The following is a 15,561-nucleotide window of genomic DNA, read 5'->3' as shown; positions in this document are numbered from 1 at the left end:
TTCGCAGGCCTGCTCAAAAGACACGGTAAGTGCATAAAAAATGCATGGTCAATGCAAATTAGCATTTGCCAAGCTTCAAATCTGTCGTCACTATCCGCTTTATGCAAAAACGCAACGTTTCTATCGTCTTAAGAGAATTGCTGGACCGCGACCGGATCTCCCCCACGGAGCTTCACCGGCGTACCGGCGTGCCTCAATCCACGCTGTCCCGGATCCTCAGCGGCAAGATCGTTGACCCCTCGGACAAGCACATTTCGCGCATTGCCGAGTACTTCCGCGTCAGCACCGACCAACTGCGCGGGCGCGCGGCGGTGGGCGTTTCGCGGGATGAAGGGCGCGACCCGATGCATTCGGAACTCAAGGACATAAGCCTGTGGGATGACGACACCCCCGTGAATGACGACGAGGTGTCGATCCCCTTTCTGCGTGAGGTTGAATTGGCTGCTGGATCAGGAAGATTCGTCATCGAGGAAAGTGAGAAGGCCAGCCTGCGGTTCGGCAAGCGCAGCCTGCGGCATAACGGTGTGCAGTTCGACCAGGCCAAGTGTGTGACGGTGCGCGGCAACAGCATGTTGCCGGTGCTGCGTGATGGCGCGACGGTGGGGGTGAATGCGGGCAAGAGTGCGATTGGCGACATCGTCGATGGCGACTTGTACGCCATCAATCACAATGGTCAGTTGCGGGTCAAACAGCTCTATCGCCTGCCTTCCGGGATTCGCCTGCGCAGTTTCAACCGCGATGAGCACCCGGACGAAGACTACAGCTTCCAGGACATCCAGGATGAACAGATCAGCATCCTCGGTCATGTCTTCTGGTGGGGCATGTACGCCCGTTAACCTTTTTGTGTAAGACGAAGCCCGCCAATCAGCGGGTTTTTTTTCGTCTGTAGAAAGGCATCAAACCCTTTGCCAGCAAGGCTTCCAATGCATCAGTGCATTTGTTCGGTAAAAATAAATGCATTTGTGCATTGACTGTATATGCATACATGCATATTCTTTGTCTCAAGCCGGCCAACAAGGCTCGGTGGAGGCGGCAAGGATGCTGCCAGGAACGACAAGGAAGGCATGCAACATCGGCACGGACGCCATCGAAGCGATGACAGGGATGCCAGGTAACACCGGCAAGGATGCCGACGCTCTTTAGTTTCACCGTTTTACAAGAACAGGCAGCGATGAACCGGCCTTGACGGTTCAGAGGGTTGGCAACTGACCCGGGTGTGCAGCGTAAAGCACCAGAAGCAGTTATCCGGCAGACAGGGATCGTGGTCGGAAAAACATTGAGGAAAGATCCGTACCGCGCCAGTAGCGCCGAAAGATCGAGTACCCAGCCTCACCCATACTGTTCCTTTTGAAGGCGTCTTTTGTCGCCATGTGGCATTGCCGCTCAACAACAGCCACTCCTCACAAGAGGATCGTATGGGTGAGGCTGGGCACAGGACCGCATTACTGAAAAGCCCGGGCGACCGGGCTTTTTGGAATGCCTACCTATAAATGGATTTACCCAAACGCCGGCATTTTGCCGGCATTGCTCAGCCAGGAGGCGTGACATGACAAACGAGCAGCAAGCGTTAGCGGAAATGCCTATCTGGCTGGTGATCGTACTGGCGCTGATCGGCGGAGTTTCTGGCGAAATGTGGCGCGCCGACAAGGAGGGCGCCCGTGGTTGGTCGCTGATCCGGCGCCTCGCGTTGCGGTCCGGGGCGTGCATGGTCTGCGGGGTCTCGGCGTTGATGCTGTTGTACGCCGCCGGCATGTCGATCTGGACCGCCGGCGCCCTCGGCTGCCTGACAGCCATGGCCGGTGCAGACGTCGCCATTGGCCTTTATGAACGTTGGGCGGCCAAGCGCATTGGCGTCGACGAGGCCCCGCCCTCCCGCCCGGATCAGCAGTAACCGCTGCAAGGACGCGACTGATGACATCTATCGAAAAACCTTCCCAACTGCCCATCGCAATTGGCGAAGCGCTCAAGGGCGCCTTCCCACAATTGCGTGTGGGCAACCACCAGGACTTCCAGGGCACCGGGGATAAAACCGGCGTGCTGATTACCGTGGAACGCAACGGCCCCGGCGTTCGATCCCTTGAAGGACGTAAGGCCCATGCACTGTCGGTGTCACTCATGGCCAGGGTTGTCAGTGGTTCGGCGCCTTACGACGCCTGCGACCTGGCCAGTCAATTGATGGATTTGGCCCTCGATAATCGCTGGGGCCTGCCGTCGGACCAGTGTGACCTGCCAAGCGCCATCGTCGCGGCGCCGACCCTACAGGGCAGTGCCGAAACCGACTACGACAGTTGGACAGTGTCCTTCACCCAAAACATCTACCTCGGCCCGCCGATACTCGAAGATCCCACCGGAAAACCGCTGTTTGCCTGCACGTGGGAAGTCTCGAATATCGACGATCCTGACCAATACCGACCTTTGCAGGAGTAGTCCATGTTCGATGCTTTGTTACGCATGCAACTGGGACCGATCGTCGAGCGCCTGGCGGAAATGGAGGCCCAGCTCGAAGACCTGTACCGACGCGCTGAAAGCTTTTGTCGGATCGGCATATGCCAGCAGGTCGACGCCGCCAGCAATACCTGCATCGTCAGCCACGGCGATTTGCTTACCCCGGCGATTGGTTTTTTCAACCCCAGCGCGGGGGCGCAGACCGAAACGCGCATCCCGTCAGTGGGCGAGCAATGTTTGTTGCTCAACTATGGCGGTGGGGAAGGCGCTGCGCAGTCGGTAGCGCTTTTCGGCCTCAACAGTAGCCTGTTTCCGCCGGTCTCCAGCGTTGCATCGTTGACCCGGCGCCGCCACCAGGACGGAACGCAAAGTGACTATGACGACGCCAGCCACACATTCAACTGGACCAACGGGCCCACCGTGTTCAGCGGTTCCCGCGAACAGATCGAGGCGAAGGTCGGGGCCGCCACGCTGCAGATGAGCGCCAAGCACATCACCTTGCAACTCGGCGCCGTCGGTGTGCTGCTGGATGCCGGCGGCGTGCATTTGAGCGGCCCGCTGGTGGATCACCAAGGCCGCGTGATCAGCACCGCATAAGGATTTGCCATGATCGGAATCGATAGGAATACCGGGGCAGCGGTCGATGACTGGCTGCAATTCGTACAGCGTGCCACCCGAGCGCTGACCACCCCCGTGGGCACTCGCCAGAAGCGCCCGTTGTACGGCTCGCTGATCCCCCAACTGCTCGGGCAGAACCTCGGCGACGACCTCTTGATCCTCGCCCAAAGCCACGCCGCCAAAGCGTTCTACAACGTCGAGAACGGCATCGCCGACTTTCAACCCCAGGTCATCGTCGCCAGTCGCCAGGGCGCCGGTCTGTTGCTGCGGTTTGCCGGCACGTGGAAAAACCGCCAACAATCCTTCGAGGTCATGACATGAGCATGCTGATCCCTGGCCAAAACCAACTGGCGGAGCCGGCTATCATTGCCGTCGACGCGTTCGAGCCGTTGCTGGCGCAATTCAAGGCGTTCGTCATCGACTACGTCGCCGCCCGCGCGCCACAAAGTGCCGCCAAACTCAAGGTCAGCCTCGATAACGAAAGCGAACTGCTGAGCCTGGCCCTGGAAGCGTTTTGCGTGCGTCTGCAAACCCACGAACGCCAGTACAACGCACGCATCAAGCAGATGCTGGCGTGGTGGGCCACCGGCAGTAACCTCGACGCACGCCTGGCCGATATGGGCCTGGAGCGCCAGCTGCTGGACCCCGGCGACCCGGCGGCCTTCCCGCCGGTGCCGCCGACATTGGAAAGCGACGACGACGCACGCTTGCGCTATTACTTGGCGCCCCACGCGCCGGCGGCGGGTTCTCGCATGCAGTATCGCCGCGAGGTGTTCACCCTCGGCGAACGACCTGCGGTCAATGTAGAAAGCGCGACACCGGGTGTGGTCAAGGTCACCTACACCTTCGACCCGGATGGTTATGCGGCTCAGGTCAAGGATGGCAGCGGCCGACGCACCGCCCCCGGTGAGGTGATGGTGACGGTGCTCTCCAGGGACGGCGATGGAAGCGCTTCCGCCGATTTGCTTGACGGCGTGCGCAGACATTTCGCACGCCCCGATGTACGGCCGGAAACTGATCTCGTCACTGTCCAAAGTGCGCAGATCCAACGCTACAAGATTCGCGTGGTGGCCAAGATCAACGCCGGCCCGGACTCGGGCCTGACCCAAGTGGCCGCGCAACGCTTGCTGCAAACCTACGCCGAATCCTGTCACCGCCTGGAAGGGCGCGTCGACCCGAGCTGGATCGACTACGCCATCCACAGTGCCGGAGCGGCGCAGCTGCAAATCCTCGAACCGCTGGCACCGATTGTCTGCTCGGCGTTCCAGGCGCCGTATTGCACGGGTGTCGAGGTGGAGGTACGCACGCTATGAGTGAGCCCAAACCGAGTCTGTTGCCCGCCAATAGCTCACCGCTGGAAAAAGCGTTGGACCTGGGGTTTGGCAGGTTGCTCGAGCGGATTATGCCGCCGTTTCCGGCCTTGATGAACCCGCTGCAAACACCCTCCGAATTCCTTCCTTACCTGGCCGCCGACCGAGGCGTCAGCGAATGGGACGCGGATGCCAGCGAAACGGAAAAGCGCCTCACCGTGGGCTTGTCCTGGCAGATCCAGCGCCAGGCCGGCACGCCCAAGGCTTTGAGCTATGCGGTGGAGTCGCTGGGTTTCAGCCCCAACATCAGCGCCTGGTATCAACAGCGGCCGCAGGGCGTGCCTTACACCTTCGATGTGCAGGCGATCATCGGACGCAGTTGGTCCAGCGGTGACCATAACCGATTGATCCGCCGTATCAACGCCGCGAAGAGCGAGCGCGACCAGGCGACGATTACCGTGGTTCACCAGACACAAGCACGCCTTGGCCTGACCGCGATTGTCCACGCCCCGTTTAACGACAGCGAGTTAAGCCTGCAAGGCGCGTTACCCGAACTTGCCTTGGGCGCTCGACTTAACAGTGCTGGCGTTGCCCGGCACTACACCATTAACGACTACGACCTCAGGGCGCAGCCATGACAGATGACATTACGCGCCTGGTGCGCTTCACCTCCAAGGGTTTGGATGAAGTGCTGCAGGCAAAGAACCAGGGCTTGAAAGGCGAAATCACCCACATCGGCGCCGGCACCGGCCGCTACAACCCAGACGGCACGGAAGTGGCCTTGCGTGACGAGCGCCAGCGGGTGGCGATTGTGGATTACGAGGACTTGGGCGAGCGCCAACTCAGGATGGCCGCGCTGTTCGATGGCGATGGCGAGTATGAGATTGGTGAGTTCGGTTTTTACCTCGCCAGTGGGACGTTGTTGGCGGTGTATTCGGTCGCTGGGAAGTTGCTGACGTATAAAGCGGCTGCGGCTCGGGTGCTGCAGAAGTTTACGTTGGATGTTTCGCCGTTGCCGGCGGAGAGCGTGACGGTGGCGGTGGGATCTGAAAATTTGAATATCCTATTGATTGATGAGTTGGCTGCCATTTCCGCTGCAAATATCGACAATATGACTCGAGGTCTAAGTGTTCTATTTCGGGTGATGGCTTTGGAGGCGAAAGCTGACGCGAGGTGAGTGTGGGGGCGGAGCTGAAAAGGTAAGCCTGCAACTAATGGCTTTAGAGTTGGTGGCGGTATTGAATGATGAACTTGGAAGTTAACAGTGGAATAAGGAGATTAAATTTTGAGTGCAGAACAACAAATTGCAGCGCTTGTAAGTGCTGCGAACGGTTTGACCGCTGCGGTAAATAATAAGGTTGCAGAGATTGATAGTTCGGTGTTGGCTGCGGTTCGCATGATTCCCAATATGTCGAAAGAGTTATTTGTCGATGCCGTGGATGGCAGCGATGTCGCGCTCGGTACGGCCTCGGCACCTTTGAAGACAATCGGCGAAGCAATGTCTAGGACGGGAACAGTACCCTATGTGATGATTAACTTGAAAGCCTCCCAGTCACATGAGTTTTCAGGCCAAAGTGAACAGTATTGCTATCGAGTAGTATCAAATAAGGTTGTCTTTGCACGTTGGGGGAGTGGTAGTAATCCTGTGTTCACTCCGAGAGTTGGTGAATTCTCGCCAGGCACCTCAAATCTGCACTTTATCTCGCTTGAGGGGGGCTCTGTTTACTATCGAGCAGTAGACATCGTTATGCCGACGGTCTTGAAGTCAGGAACTTCGGGTTGGTATTATTTTGGTTCGTCACTTTTCTATCGAGGTCACGGCCTGGAGTCGACAGTACAGGGGGTGGTTTCATTCTCGGGTTCAATACTTCGGTTGGGCGTAGGTAATATTTTTTACTCTGGGTATACGGCAAACTATCGTGTTGATATTAATATGACGACGATTGATACTGCTGTCTCAAATTCCTTTGCGGATCTCACAGGTGGCACGATGGTGCTCTCGACTATAGCCTCTACGATAACAGGGAGCAAAACGTGGGCGCATTTGGTAAAGGGTGTAGTGCGTGACTCGCGTGGAAGCTTGTCCAATTTCCTTAGTAATATTGGCAGTGTTGTGGCGGATGGAGGGCAGCAATGATCAAGGAATTTAAATTTGGCGGTCAGACAACTTACAATGCTACCGCTCAGCAATTGTTGGATATGGGTTTTTTGCAGTCGGATATTGATGCTGCCTTAAAGGCGCAAGACATTGCCGATGTAGACTTTAATCGGCGCCTGGCTTATCGGACTGACTCTGATCCGCTTTATATGGAGTGGCAGTATGACCAGACCGAAACCAAAGAAAAAGAATGGCGTGCGAAGATAGCGGAAATCAAGGCCCGCTTCCCGTTGCCGGAACACAAATAGCCCCTCACCGCGAAAGCGGTTTTTTTTCGTCTCCCCAAAGCCCCTCCCGCAGGGGCTTTGGTGTTTTCCACCCGGAGAATTCAACACATGCCCACTCGCCAAACCTACACCGTCCTAATCCCATTCCCCACCGGCGCCGGCCATTGGTCCACCGCCGGCCAGGAACTGGAACTGCTGGACGTCGAAGCATCCGCCCTGCGCACCGCTGGCCGCTTGGAACTGACCAGCGTCCTCAATACCACCCCCAAGAAGGCTGAATAATCATGGCTGAGGTTTTGAACTTCGAGCACAACGGCATCACTGTGAACGCAACTGAGTCCCCCGAGGCCATGGGTGGCCTGGGGGATAACGTGATCGGCCTGGTCGGCACCGCGCCGAATGCCCACGCGTCGATCCCGAAAAACGCCCCGTTCCGCATCAACAGCTTCACCACCCAGGCGCTGCTGGACCCTACCGGCAGTGAGGCGGGCACGCTGTTTCAGGCGGTGTACCAGATCCTCAAAGTGGTCAAGGTACCGGTCTACGTGGTGATCGTGGAGGAGGGCGCCACCCCGGCTGACACGATCAACCATGTGATCGGCGGTAACGAACCGGTCACCGGGCGCAAACTTGGCCTGGCGGCCCTGAGCAGTGTGCCGGAAGACCTGACCATCATCGGCGCCCCAGGCTTCACCGGCACCAAGGCCGTGGCGAGCGAGTTCGCCGCCTTCGGCAAGCGCATCAAGGCCCGTGTGGTGCTGGATGGCAAGGACGCTTCTGTTGCCGATCAGGTGACCTACAGCGGCGAACTGGGCGGTGCCGATCTCGGTTTCGACCGCTGCCTGCTGGTACACAACATGCCGTCGGTGTACTCCAAGGCCGCGAAGAAGAACGTGTTTCTTTCGCCGTCGTCCCTGGCCATCGCTGCACTGGCCAAGGTCAAGCAGTGGGAAAGCCCGGGTAATCAGGTGACCTTCGCCGAGGACGTTTCCCGCGTGGTCGAGTACAACATTCTCGACACGTCCACCGAAGGCGACCTGCTCAACCGCTACGGCGTGAGCTACTACGCCCGCACCATCCTCGGCGGTTTTTCGCTGCTGGGTAACCGCTCCATCACCGGCAAGTTCATCAGCTACGTCGGCCTGGAAGACGCCATCAGCCGCAAGCTGGTCAAGGCCGGCCAGAAGGCCATGGCCAAGAACCTCACCAAGTCCTTCATGGACCAGGAGGTCAAGCGCATCAACGATTGGCTGCAAACCCTGGTCGCCGACGAAACCATCCCCGGCGGCAGTGTGTACCTGCACCCGGAGTTGAACAGTGTCGAGAAGTACAAGAACGGCACCTGGTTCATCGTTATCGACTACGGCCGTTATGCGCCCAATGAACACATGATTTATCAACTCAACGCCCGCGATGAAATCATCGAGCAGTTCCTGGAGGACGTTCTCTAATGTTTACCAACCGAGTCAGACAGGCCATTGCGGCCACCCTCCAAGGCCTGCCGCTGTCCGCGACCGTGGAAGAGTTCACCCCGCCGAAGATCGAGTTCGACATGGAGTCCATGTCCGGCGGGCGCTTCATTGCCGAGGAAATGGCCAAGAGCGGCAAAGTGCTCAACGCCAAGCTGATCCTGCAAGGCGCCGGCCCGGAAATCATGCTGGCCCTGGGCGTGCGGATGGGGGACGACATTCTGCTGAACGTGCGTGAAGCCGGCCAGGATCAGGACGGCAAGACCTACTTCACCTACCACACAGTGGGCGGCAAGCTCAAATCCCTGGAGGAGGCAAAGCTGAAGATGGGCGAGAAGGCCACCACCACGCTGGAGCTGTCCTGCCGCACCTATAACCGCCTGGAAAACGGCATTTCGGTGATCGACATCGACGTGCGTACCCAGAAGTTCGTCCTCAACGGCGTCGATATTCTGGGCGACGCCCGCCGCGCGGTGTTGATGCCGTAACCCCGCGGGGGCGGGTTCGCTCGCCCCCATACTTGACCAAGGAATTGCCCCATGGCCTGGATGCCACCGCTGCACCTCCTGCTGGCCCCGATCACCGCCGACACCGGCGCGACGATCGAGCAGGTGCAACTCAAACCGCTGTACTACGCCGCGCAAAAAGACGCGCTGGCCCGGGCCGGTGATGACGAGGACGACCAGTTCTTCGAACTGGCGAAACTCGCCACCGGCCTGTCGGAAAAAGAGCTCGACCAACTCAAGCGCCCGGACTACGTAAGCATCGCCCAATACGTACATGAAATGTCGACGCGCCCGGCGTCATTCTTCCTGCAAGCGCCCGAAGCTGCGACCCACGACCGGCCCGTCCACTTGCTGTTGCCCCTCGACGCGGCCGGCCGCACCTGGACCGAGCTGCCCCTGGAAATGCCCGCCCTGCGCGCGACCAAAGTGATGAAAAAACTCGCCACCAACAAAGAGCGCGCCGAGTTCATCACCGCCCACTGCACTGGCCTGATGATCCCCGACCTGGCCGGCCTGACCGTGCCTGACTGGACGGAATTGCAGGAGCGCATCGATGATTTTTTAAACAAACCGGCGGACTTCTTTCGGAGCGCGACATCGAAGTGATCCTCGACGTGGTGCCGCTGATTTACTCGGTCAATGAAGCGGAAATCCTCGACTGGGACGCCGGAAAAGCACTGCGCCGCTACGACATCGCGATCACTCGCCTTGGCGTCAAACAGGAGTAAGCGGGATGCAAGAGACTCAATTTGCGACCAGGCTCGCCCAGGAAGATAGGCACTGGTTGATTGGCGATGCGGACCTCGGCAGTGTGCTGGCGCCGTTCTACGCGGGCCTTGCAGCGCCAGTGAACCTGGATGCGGCGCCGCAACCGCAGCCTCAGTTGGAACTCAGCGCGGCGCTGGTCACCGTCAGTGTCGACCTCAATGCGTTAGCGCTGGAGCAAGTGCGGCTGCGCGAGACGTTGGAGACGCTTAACAGTACGTTGTTCATTAACGGCCATTCGCTGGAAACCAAGGCGGTTGATGTCACGTCGGTTCCCGCGAAAAACCAGCAGAAAGAGCCTGCTTCATCGACAGGCTCCTGGACAGATAAGGGGTTGGAGTACGGAGCGAATGCCGCGAAATTTGTCGGGAAGGAACTGCTCACCAGTCTGTGGGATACGGCCAAAAGCAGAGTCTCTGGCAAAGCGGTGGATGCAATCGCCGAGCGATTTCCTAACGCCGGTAAGTGGCTTAAAAACGATAAAAGCAAGGACGGCTGCTGCCCCGGCTCACCTGTTCCAGGCCCGGCCAGCCCCAGCATTTACCTGCCACCTGACTATCGCCGCACGGAAGAGAAGAAAACCTCTGGCAAGAAACCTGGAAAGCTTCGTACGTGGCTGCGAACGGCGTCGGACAGGTTGGGCAATGGGGCGGGCTACCAACCGCGGGTGGGCTTTCAGGCCGTACCGACGACTCAAGGTGCCGTGAGCAGTGCTCAGCGTTTGAGTGGCAACGCAGGCAAACGACTCGGTCTGATCGATGCGTTGGAGAGGGCACCGGTCGAGAGACCGGGGGTAGCCAGTAGCCCATCGCCTAAGCCTGTTCCTCCCGCAATGTCCACGCCATACCCTGCGCCTGCGCCTGCGCCTGCACCGAATACACCGCATGCCCCAACGTCCCGTCTGGCCGCTGCGATGACCCGGCTGGAGTCCGCTGGCGCCCGCCGTCTTGGCCCGTTGAGGTACGCCGATACGGCCTACGATGTCGTTCAAGGCCTGCGCACCGGTGATACCAAAGCCATCGCCTCTGGCCTCGGCGTTGCTGGCGGCACCTGGGCCGGAGCCTCGGCAGGCGCCGCCATCGGCACGATGATTTTCCCTGGCGTCGGCACCGCCGTAGGCGGCGTTATCGGTGGCTTGCTCGGCGGCGAGGCGGGCACCTGGCTGGGTGACAAGCTGTTTCGCTCAAACGATCGTCTGCCCGCGCCCAATGCCGTCAGCAAGGAACTCAACACCGCCCGCACTGATAACGTGCAGGTCACGATCGCACCAAGCATCCAGATCACCGGCATTACCCCCGCCGATGCCCAGCAAGTCGTCAACAAGGTGATCCAAGCCCTGCAATTCCAATGCATGCCGATGGTCACCGACACCCTCGGCATCCGGCGCAACGCGGCACTGACCGACCCTTCAGGAGGCGATTGATGCGACAACAAATGGTACTGGGCGATTTTATTTTTGGCCTGTCCCGAGGGTTCGCGTATTCCACGCTGATTCGCAACAGTGATGGTGGCTGGGCCGACCTGACGATCATTGCCAGCAAGTCGCAGTCACGCCAGAACGGCCAGAAGCTGGAAAAACTCACGTTCGGCGGCACGGCGATGCACGCCGTGGGCATGCAGCGCCTGGACGAACTGCGCGCCTTGCAAAACGCTCGGGCGCCGTTGCCTCTGGTCGATGGTATCGGTCGCAACTGGGGCCTGTGGCGGATCAATTCGCTGGTGGAAAACCAGCGCAATGTGATCGATGACGGTACCGCCATGGTTATGGCCTGGACCCTTGAGCTGGAGGAATTCGTCAATGCGTAGAGTACGAAGTATTGCCGGTGATTCGGTCAACCTGCTGCTCTACCGCGAGCTGGGTCGTTGCGATGACGCGGCGGAAGAAACCCTCTGGCGGCTGAACCCCGAGCTTGCCGAATATGGCCCGGTGCTGCCGGCCGGCGTGTGGGTGGTCATCCCTGAACTGGCGACGCGGCCGGATGCCATGCGTCCCGTTTCAGCCTGGGATTGAGGAGGCGGCATGGCACAGGGATATACGCCCATCGTGGAGTTCTACGGCGCCAACGCGGCGCTGCTCAATCAACGCCTGATGCACTGGAGCCACACCGATGCCGCCGGCATGCAGACAGATCGACTGGAACTGACCCTTAATATCGAGGGCCTGGAAGGCCTGCCCAGCCTGAGCGGCAAGATCGGCATGCGGGTCGGATATCAGGAATCGGGGCTGGTGGAAAAAGGCGAGTTCGTCATTACCCAGCGCACGCCGGTGTTGTTTCCCATGCGCTTGATGATCGTCGCGACGGCTGCGCCCTTCAGCGTGGCGGACGCCAGTGGCTATCGTCAGCGTCGCTCCGCCAGTTACGGGCCGACGACGCTGGGGGCATTGTTCCGGCAGTTGGTCAGCCGCCACGGTTATTCACCACGTGTGGCGCCTGCGCTGGACGGTATTGCGATTGCTCATATCGACCAGTCCAACGAAAGCGACATGGCGTTCATCACTCGCCTGGCCAAGTGTTATCGCGCGGTGACCAAGCCGATCAACGAACTGTATGTGCTGGCTGAAGCCGGGCGGGTCAACTCGCTCTCCGGCCGGTTGCTACCGGAGGTGAAACTGTCTGTCACCCAGGATAACCGCCCCGGTGAATCTGCCTTCATCACCGCCAGGCTCGATGAAACATCCCGCTCGAAATACATGGGCAGTCGCGTCAGCTGGTGGGATGCCGCAGCGGGCAGGCAGCACGTGGTGCAGGTCGGCATCGCGCCGTTCAAGACCCTGCGCCAGCGTTACCAGAACGAAGCGCAAGCGCGTGCCGTGGCTGAGGCGGAACTGCGCCGTGTCGGGCGTGAGGGCCTGACGCTGATGATCGACTGCCCAGGCAACCCGCTGTTGGCCGCCGAAGGGCTGTTGCTGCTGGATGAGTCCTGGCCGTCCTATATGCAGGGGCGATGGTCGATCACCCAGGTTACCCATGTGGGCGACCCGGCAACGGGTTACCGCAGTTCGATTATCGCCGGTGGCCTGTCGGTGTAGTCGCAACACCTTTATTCAAACCCGCTCCCGAGTGGGTTTTTTATTGCCTGGTGAACCCCATGAAAATCACCCCATTACTGACTCATCTGCGTGAGCATTGCCCGGCCTTCAATCAACAGATCCGCGCCGGGCTTGATCTCGACGCTTTGCAAGGCCTGCCGGTACTCAGTGGCCCGCAGGCGGTGGTTACGCCGATCTGCGACAAAGCCAGCCCCAACCTCGCACAAAACACCACACGCCAACGCCTGCGCGAGGGTTTCGGCGTGGTGCTGGTGCTGGACCTGGTGGAAGGCCAGCAGGCCCAGGCCATGGACCAACTGCACAGCCTGCGCGCTGAGGTTTGGCGTGCGCTGGTCGGCTACAAGCCCGAGCGTCTGTACGAGCCGATCCAGTACGAGGCAGGCGAGTGGCTGTTGCTCAATAAAACGCGGGGACTGTACCGCCTGCGTTTTTTTACCGAGTTCCAGCTGGGGCGCAACCTCAGCTCGCAGCCAGCGGAAACCTGGCACGAGCTGGAGCTGGACGCTTTGCCGTCCTTCAACGGGGTGACGGTGCGGGTCGATGCCATCGACCCGGCCGACCCCAACCTGCAACGCCCAGGCCCCGATGGGCGCCTGGAACTGACGTTTTCTGCCGAGGTAACCCCATGAGCACACGCATCACCGTACTGCCGGTTGCCGGCCGTGCCGTACCCGACCCCGAAGCTGGCGACTTGTTGCCGGCGGCAGGGCGTGAAGTCCCGGACAACGCCTGGTGGCGTCGACGTCTGGCCGATGGCGACATCACAACCAACACCGTGAAAACGGCAAAACCACAGGGAGACAAATAATGGCGATTGGATTCAGTCACATTCCGGCGGACATTCGTGTGCCGCTGTTCTATGCCGAGATGGACAATTCGGCAGCCAACAGTGCCCAGTCGACTTTGCGTCGACTGATCGTGGGCCAGGTCAATGACAGTGTTGCGGGCGCCGAGGCTGGCAGCCTGGTGCTGGTCTCCAGCGTGGCCATGGCCAAGCGTATCGGTGGCCAGGGTTCAATGCTGGCGTCGATGTACGAGACCTTTCGCAAAAGCGATCCGGTGGGCGAGATCTGGTGCCTGCCGTTGCAGAGCACCGCAGGCACTGCGGCAAAGGCCGACCTCAAGCTGTCTGGTACCGCGACCCAAGGCGGTGTACTCAGTCTGTATATCGGTGGTGTGCGGGTGCAGGCTGCTGTGGTCACTGGTGCAACGGCAGCGGTAGCGGCCAGCGCGCTGACCCTGAAAATCAACGCCAGCGCCGATTTGCCGGTCACGGCTATCGCAGCCGAGGACACTGTCACCCTGACCGCCAAATGGCGCGGCGACAGCGGCAACGACATTAATTTGCAACTTAACCGCCTGGGCCAGACCAACGGCGAGGAGGTCCCTGATGGCCTGACCGCGACCCTCGGCAAGATGGCAACCGGCAGTGGTGTACCCGATCAACTCGCCGCACTGGCGGCGTTGGGTGATGAGCCCTTCGAGTTCATCTGCATGCCCTGGGCCGATACGGCGAGCCTCAACGCTTGGCAAGCGGTGATGGACGACAACAGCGGCCGCTGGTCGTGGGCCAAGCAACTGTTCGGTCACGTTTATACCGCCAAGCGTGGCACCGTCGGTACCTTGGTCGCGGCGGGGCAAGCGCGTAATGACCAGCATGTGACCATTCAGGCCATGGAACCGGGTGTGCCGCAACCGTTCTGGGTGCAGGCCGCGGCACTGGCCGCGCGCACGGCGGTGTTCATTTCGGCCGATGCCAGCCGTCCAACCCAGAGCGGCAGCCTGCCCGGTCTCGACCCGGCCGCCGCCAGCGAGCGTTTCACCCTGACCGAGCGCCAGTCGCTGCTCAATTACGGTATTGCCACGGCTTACTACGAGGGTGGCTACGTGCGTATTCAGCGGGCGATTACCACCTACCAGAAGAACGCGTTCGGCCAGGCCGACAACTCCTACCTGGACAGCGAAACCCTGCACCAGTCGGCCTTCATCGTACGCCGCTTGCAAAGCGTGATTACCAGCAAGTATGGGCGCCACAAACTGGCCAGCGACGGCACGCGCTTTGGCGCCGGCCAGCCGATCGTGACCCCGAGCACGATCCGCGGTGAGTTGATCGCCCAGTACGCCAAACTCGAACTGGAAGGGCACGTGGAAAACGCTGAGTTGTTCGCCGAGCACTTGATTGTCGAGCGCGACAGCCAGGACCCGAGCCGCGTCAACGTGCTGTTCCCGCCGGACTATATCAACGGGCTGCGGGTATTTGCGCTGCTCAATCAATTCCGTTTGCAGTACGACGCGGCGGTCTGAGCCCCGCGTTTGCGCAACTGATTCCAGCCCGCCGTGTGCGGGCTTATTTTTGGGAGAAACATCATGGGTCAACTGATTGCGGGCACCTGCTACGTCAAAGTGGACGGCGCTCAACTGACCATCAGCGGCGGCTGCGAAGCGCCGTTGATGGCCGTCAAACGGGAAACCGTCGTGCCAGGCTTCTATAAGGAAACCGACATTGCGCCGTCGTTCAAAGTCAGCGCGCTGCACACCCCGGATTTTCCGTTGAAGCAACTGATCGCCGGCACCGACATGACCGTCACTTGCGAATTCAACAACGGCAAGGTTTACGTGCTGGCCGGCGCCTACTTGGTTGAAGAACCGGTGGCCAAGGGTGACGACGCGGTGATCGAGCTGAAATTCGAAGGTATCAAGGGGACCTGGCAATGACCGACACCGTGACGTTGCACGTGGCCATTGAGGCCCACGGCGAGGCCCTGAACGAACTCACCCTGCGCCGCCCGACCGTGCAGGAAGTGCGGGCGATCAAGGCGCTGCCTTACAAGATCGACAAGGGCGAAGACGTCACGCTCGACCTCGACGTCGCCGCCAAATACATCGCGGTCTGTGCGGGTATTCCGCCGTCATCGGTCAACCAGTTGGACCTGGTTGACTTCAACGCACTGAGCTGGGCGGTCGCCGGTTTTTTCATGAGTGCGGCGCAAGCACCGTCGCCGAGCTGATTG

General features: G+C 60.0%; 24 protein-coding genes. All 24 read left to right on the top strand.

Annotated elements, in window-relative coordinates:
* Window positions 1–101: 101 nt before the first annotated feature.
* The 24 genes from NR164_RS26465 (at window position 102) to NR164_RS26350 (ending at window position 15,558) form a co-directional block, all read left to right on the top strand.
* Complete coding sequence (locus NR164_RS26465; protein WP_026139757.1) at window positions 102–836, top strand: XRE family transcriptional regulator; 735 nt, start codon at window positions 102–104, stop codon at window positions 834–836.
* A 710-nt stretch (window positions 837–1,546) separates the two neighbouring features.
* Window positions 1,547–1,891, top strand: coding sequence for a phage holin family protein (locus NR164_RS26460; RefSeq protein ID WP_017844641.1), 345 nt, complete (start codon window positions 1,547–1,549; stop codon window positions 1,889–1,891).
* 20 nt (window positions 1,892–1,911) lie between these two features.
* Complete coding sequence (locus NR164_RS26455) at window positions 1,912–2,427, top strand: hypothetical protein (protein WP_046484889.1); 516 nt, start codon at window positions 1,912–1,914, stop codon at window positions 2,425–2,427.
* Window positions 2,428–2,430: 3 nt separating this feature from the next.
* The gene (locus NR164_RS26450) at window positions 2,431–3,042 is read left to right on the top strand and encodes a phage baseplate assembly protein V (protein ID WP_079442957.1); all 612 of its coding nucleotides are present in this window, start codon (window positions 2,431–2,433) and stop codon (window positions 3,040–3,042) included.
* A gap of 9 nt (window positions 3,043–3,051) precedes the next feature.
* The gene (locus NR164_RS26445) at window positions 3,052–3,384 is read left to right on the top strand and encodes a phage baseplate protein (protein ID WP_017844644.1); all 333 of its coding nucleotides are present in this window, start codon (window positions 3,052–3,054) and stop codon (window positions 3,382–3,384) included.
* Window positions 3,381–4,376 (top strand): baseplate J/gp47 family protein, encoded by a 996-nt coding sequence (locus tag NR164_RS26440; protein WP_079442958.1) that lies wholly within the window; start codon window positions 3,381–3,383, stop codon window positions 4,374–4,376. The genes NR164_RS26445 and NR164_RS26440 overlap by 4 nt, the downstream gene beginning before the upstream one ends.
* Window positions 4,373–5,011, top strand: a complete 639-nt coding sequence (locus NR164_RS26435; protein WP_046384531.1) for a phage tail protein I — start codon at window positions 4,373–4,375, stop codon at window positions 5,009–5,011. The genes NR164_RS26440 and NR164_RS26435 overlap by 4 nt, the downstream gene beginning before the upstream one ends.
* A complete protein-coding gene (locus NR164_RS26430; RefSeq protein ID WP_256823485.1) occupies window positions 5,008–5,550 on the top strand; it encodes a phage tail protein in 543 nt (180 codons plus the stop codon). Before NR164_RS26435 ends, NR164_RS26430 begins: the two co-directional genes overlap by 4 nt.
* A gap of 108 nt (window positions 5,551–5,658) precedes the next feature.
* Complete coding sequence (locus NR164_RS26425; protein WP_256823484.1) at window positions 5,659–6,510, top strand: hypothetical protein; 852 nt, start codon at window positions 5,659–5,661, stop codon at window positions 6,508–6,510.
* The gene (locus tag NR164_RS26420; protein WP_128191534.1) at window positions 6,507–6,779 is read left to right on the top strand and encodes a hypothetical protein; all 273 of its coding nucleotides are present in this window, start codon (window positions 6,507–6,509) and stop codon (window positions 6,777–6,779) included. The genes NR164_RS26425 and NR164_RS26420 overlap by 4 nt, the downstream gene beginning before the upstream one ends.
* Before the next feature lie 87 nt (window positions 6,780–6,866).
* Window positions 6,867–7,040 (top strand): hypothetical protein, encoded by a 174-nt coding sequence (locus NR164_RS26415; protein ID WP_017844649.1) that lies wholly within the window; start codon window positions 6,867–6,869, stop codon window positions 7,038–7,040.
* Between the two features lie 2 nt (window positions 7,041–7,042).
* On the top strand, window positions 7,043–8,209 hold the full coding sequence (locus tag NR164_RS26410; protein ID WP_017844650.1) for a tail protein: 1,167 nt from the start codon (window positions 7,043–7,045) through the stop codon (window positions 8,207–8,209).
* Complete coding sequence (locus tag NR164_RS26405) at window positions 8,209–8,715, top strand: phage major tail tube protein (protein ID WP_017844651.1); 507 nt, start codon at window positions 8,209–8,211, stop codon at window positions 8,713–8,715. The genes NR164_RS26410 and NR164_RS26405 overlap by 1 nt, the downstream gene beginning before the upstream one ends.
* A 51-nt stretch (window positions 8,716–8,766) precedes the next feature.
* Complete coding sequence (locus NR164_RS26400) at window positions 8,767–9,339, top strand: phage tail assembly protein (RefSeq protein WP_017844652.1); 573 nt, start codon at window positions 8,767–8,769, stop codon at window positions 9,337–9,339.
* On the top strand, window positions 9,336–9,461 hold the full coding sequence (locus tag NR164_RS26395; RefSeq protein WP_017844653.1) for a hypothetical protein: 126 nt from the start codon (window positions 9,336–9,338) through the stop codon (window positions 9,459–9,461). The genes NR164_RS26400 and NR164_RS26395 overlap by 4 nt, the downstream gene beginning before the upstream one ends.
* A 5-nt stretch (window positions 9,462–9,466) precedes the next feature.
* Window positions 9,467–10,921, top strand: a complete 1,455-nt coding sequence (locus tag NR164_RS26390; protein ID WP_256823483.1) for a tail tape measure protein — start codon at window positions 9,467–9,469, stop codon at window positions 10,919–10,921.
* Window positions 10,921–11,304, top strand: a complete 384-nt coding sequence (locus NR164_RS26385; protein WP_046384526.1) for a phage tail protein — start codon at window positions 10,921–10,923, stop codon at window positions 11,302–11,304. The genes NR164_RS26390 and NR164_RS26385 overlap by 1 nt, the downstream gene beginning before the upstream one ends.
* Complete coding sequence (locus tag NR164_RS26380; protein ID WP_046384525.1) at window positions 11,297–11,509, top strand: tail protein X; 213 nt, start codon at window positions 11,297–11,299, stop codon at window positions 11,507–11,509. The genes NR164_RS26385 and NR164_RS26380 overlap by 8 nt, the downstream gene beginning before the upstream one ends.
* 9 nt (window positions 11,510–11,518) lie before the next feature.
* A complete protein-coding gene (locus NR164_RS26375; protein ID WP_046384524.1) occupies window positions 11,519–12,529 on the top strand; it encodes a contractile injection system protein, VgrG/Pvc8 family in 1,011 nt (336 codons plus the stop codon).
* 59 nt (window positions 12,530–12,588) lie between these two features.
* A complete protein-coding gene (locus tag NR164_RS26370; RefSeq protein ID WP_046384523.1) occupies window positions 12,589–13,179 on the top strand; it encodes a hypothetical protein in 591 nt (196 codons plus the stop codon).
* Entirely contained in the window at window positions 13,176–13,358 is a 183-nt protein-coding gene (locus NR164_RS26365; protein WP_046384522.1) for a DUF2635 domain-containing protein, read from the top strand. The genes NR164_RS26370 and NR164_RS26365 overlap by 4 nt, the downstream gene beginning before the upstream one ends.
* The gene (locus tag NR164_RS26360; RefSeq protein WP_046384521.1) at window positions 13,358–14,854 is read left to right on the top strand and encodes a phage tail sheath subtilisin-like domain-containing protein; all 1,497 of its coding nucleotides are present in this window, start codon (window positions 13,358–13,360) and stop codon (window positions 14,852–14,854) included. Before NR164_RS26365 ends, NR164_RS26360 begins: the two co-directional genes overlap by 1 nt.
* A 63-nt stretch (window positions 14,855–14,917) precedes the next feature.
* Window positions 14,918–15,265 carry a phage tail tube protein gene (locus tag NR164_RS26355; RefSeq protein WP_046384520.1) on the top strand — a complete coding sequence of 116 codons (348 nt, stop codon included), beginning with the start codon at window positions 14,918–14,920 and terminating at the stop codon, window positions 15,263–15,265.
* A complete protein-coding gene (locus tag NR164_RS26350; RefSeq protein WP_046384519.1) occupies window positions 15,262–15,558 on the top strand; it encodes a phage tail assembly protein in 297 nt (98 codons plus the stop codon). The genes NR164_RS26355 and NR164_RS26350 overlap by 4 nt, the downstream gene beginning before the upstream one ends.
* Window positions 15,559–15,561: the final 3 nt, after the last annotated feature.

Source organism: Pseudomonas sp. Pse79 (assembly GCF_024519615.1).
In the GTDB taxonomy this organism is placed as follows: domain Bacteria; phylum Pseudomonadota; class Gammaproteobacteria; order Pseudomonadales; family Pseudomonadaceae; genus Aquipseudomonas; species Aquipseudomonas veronii.
This window is presented reverse-complemented; position numbering and strand designations above follow the sequence as displayed.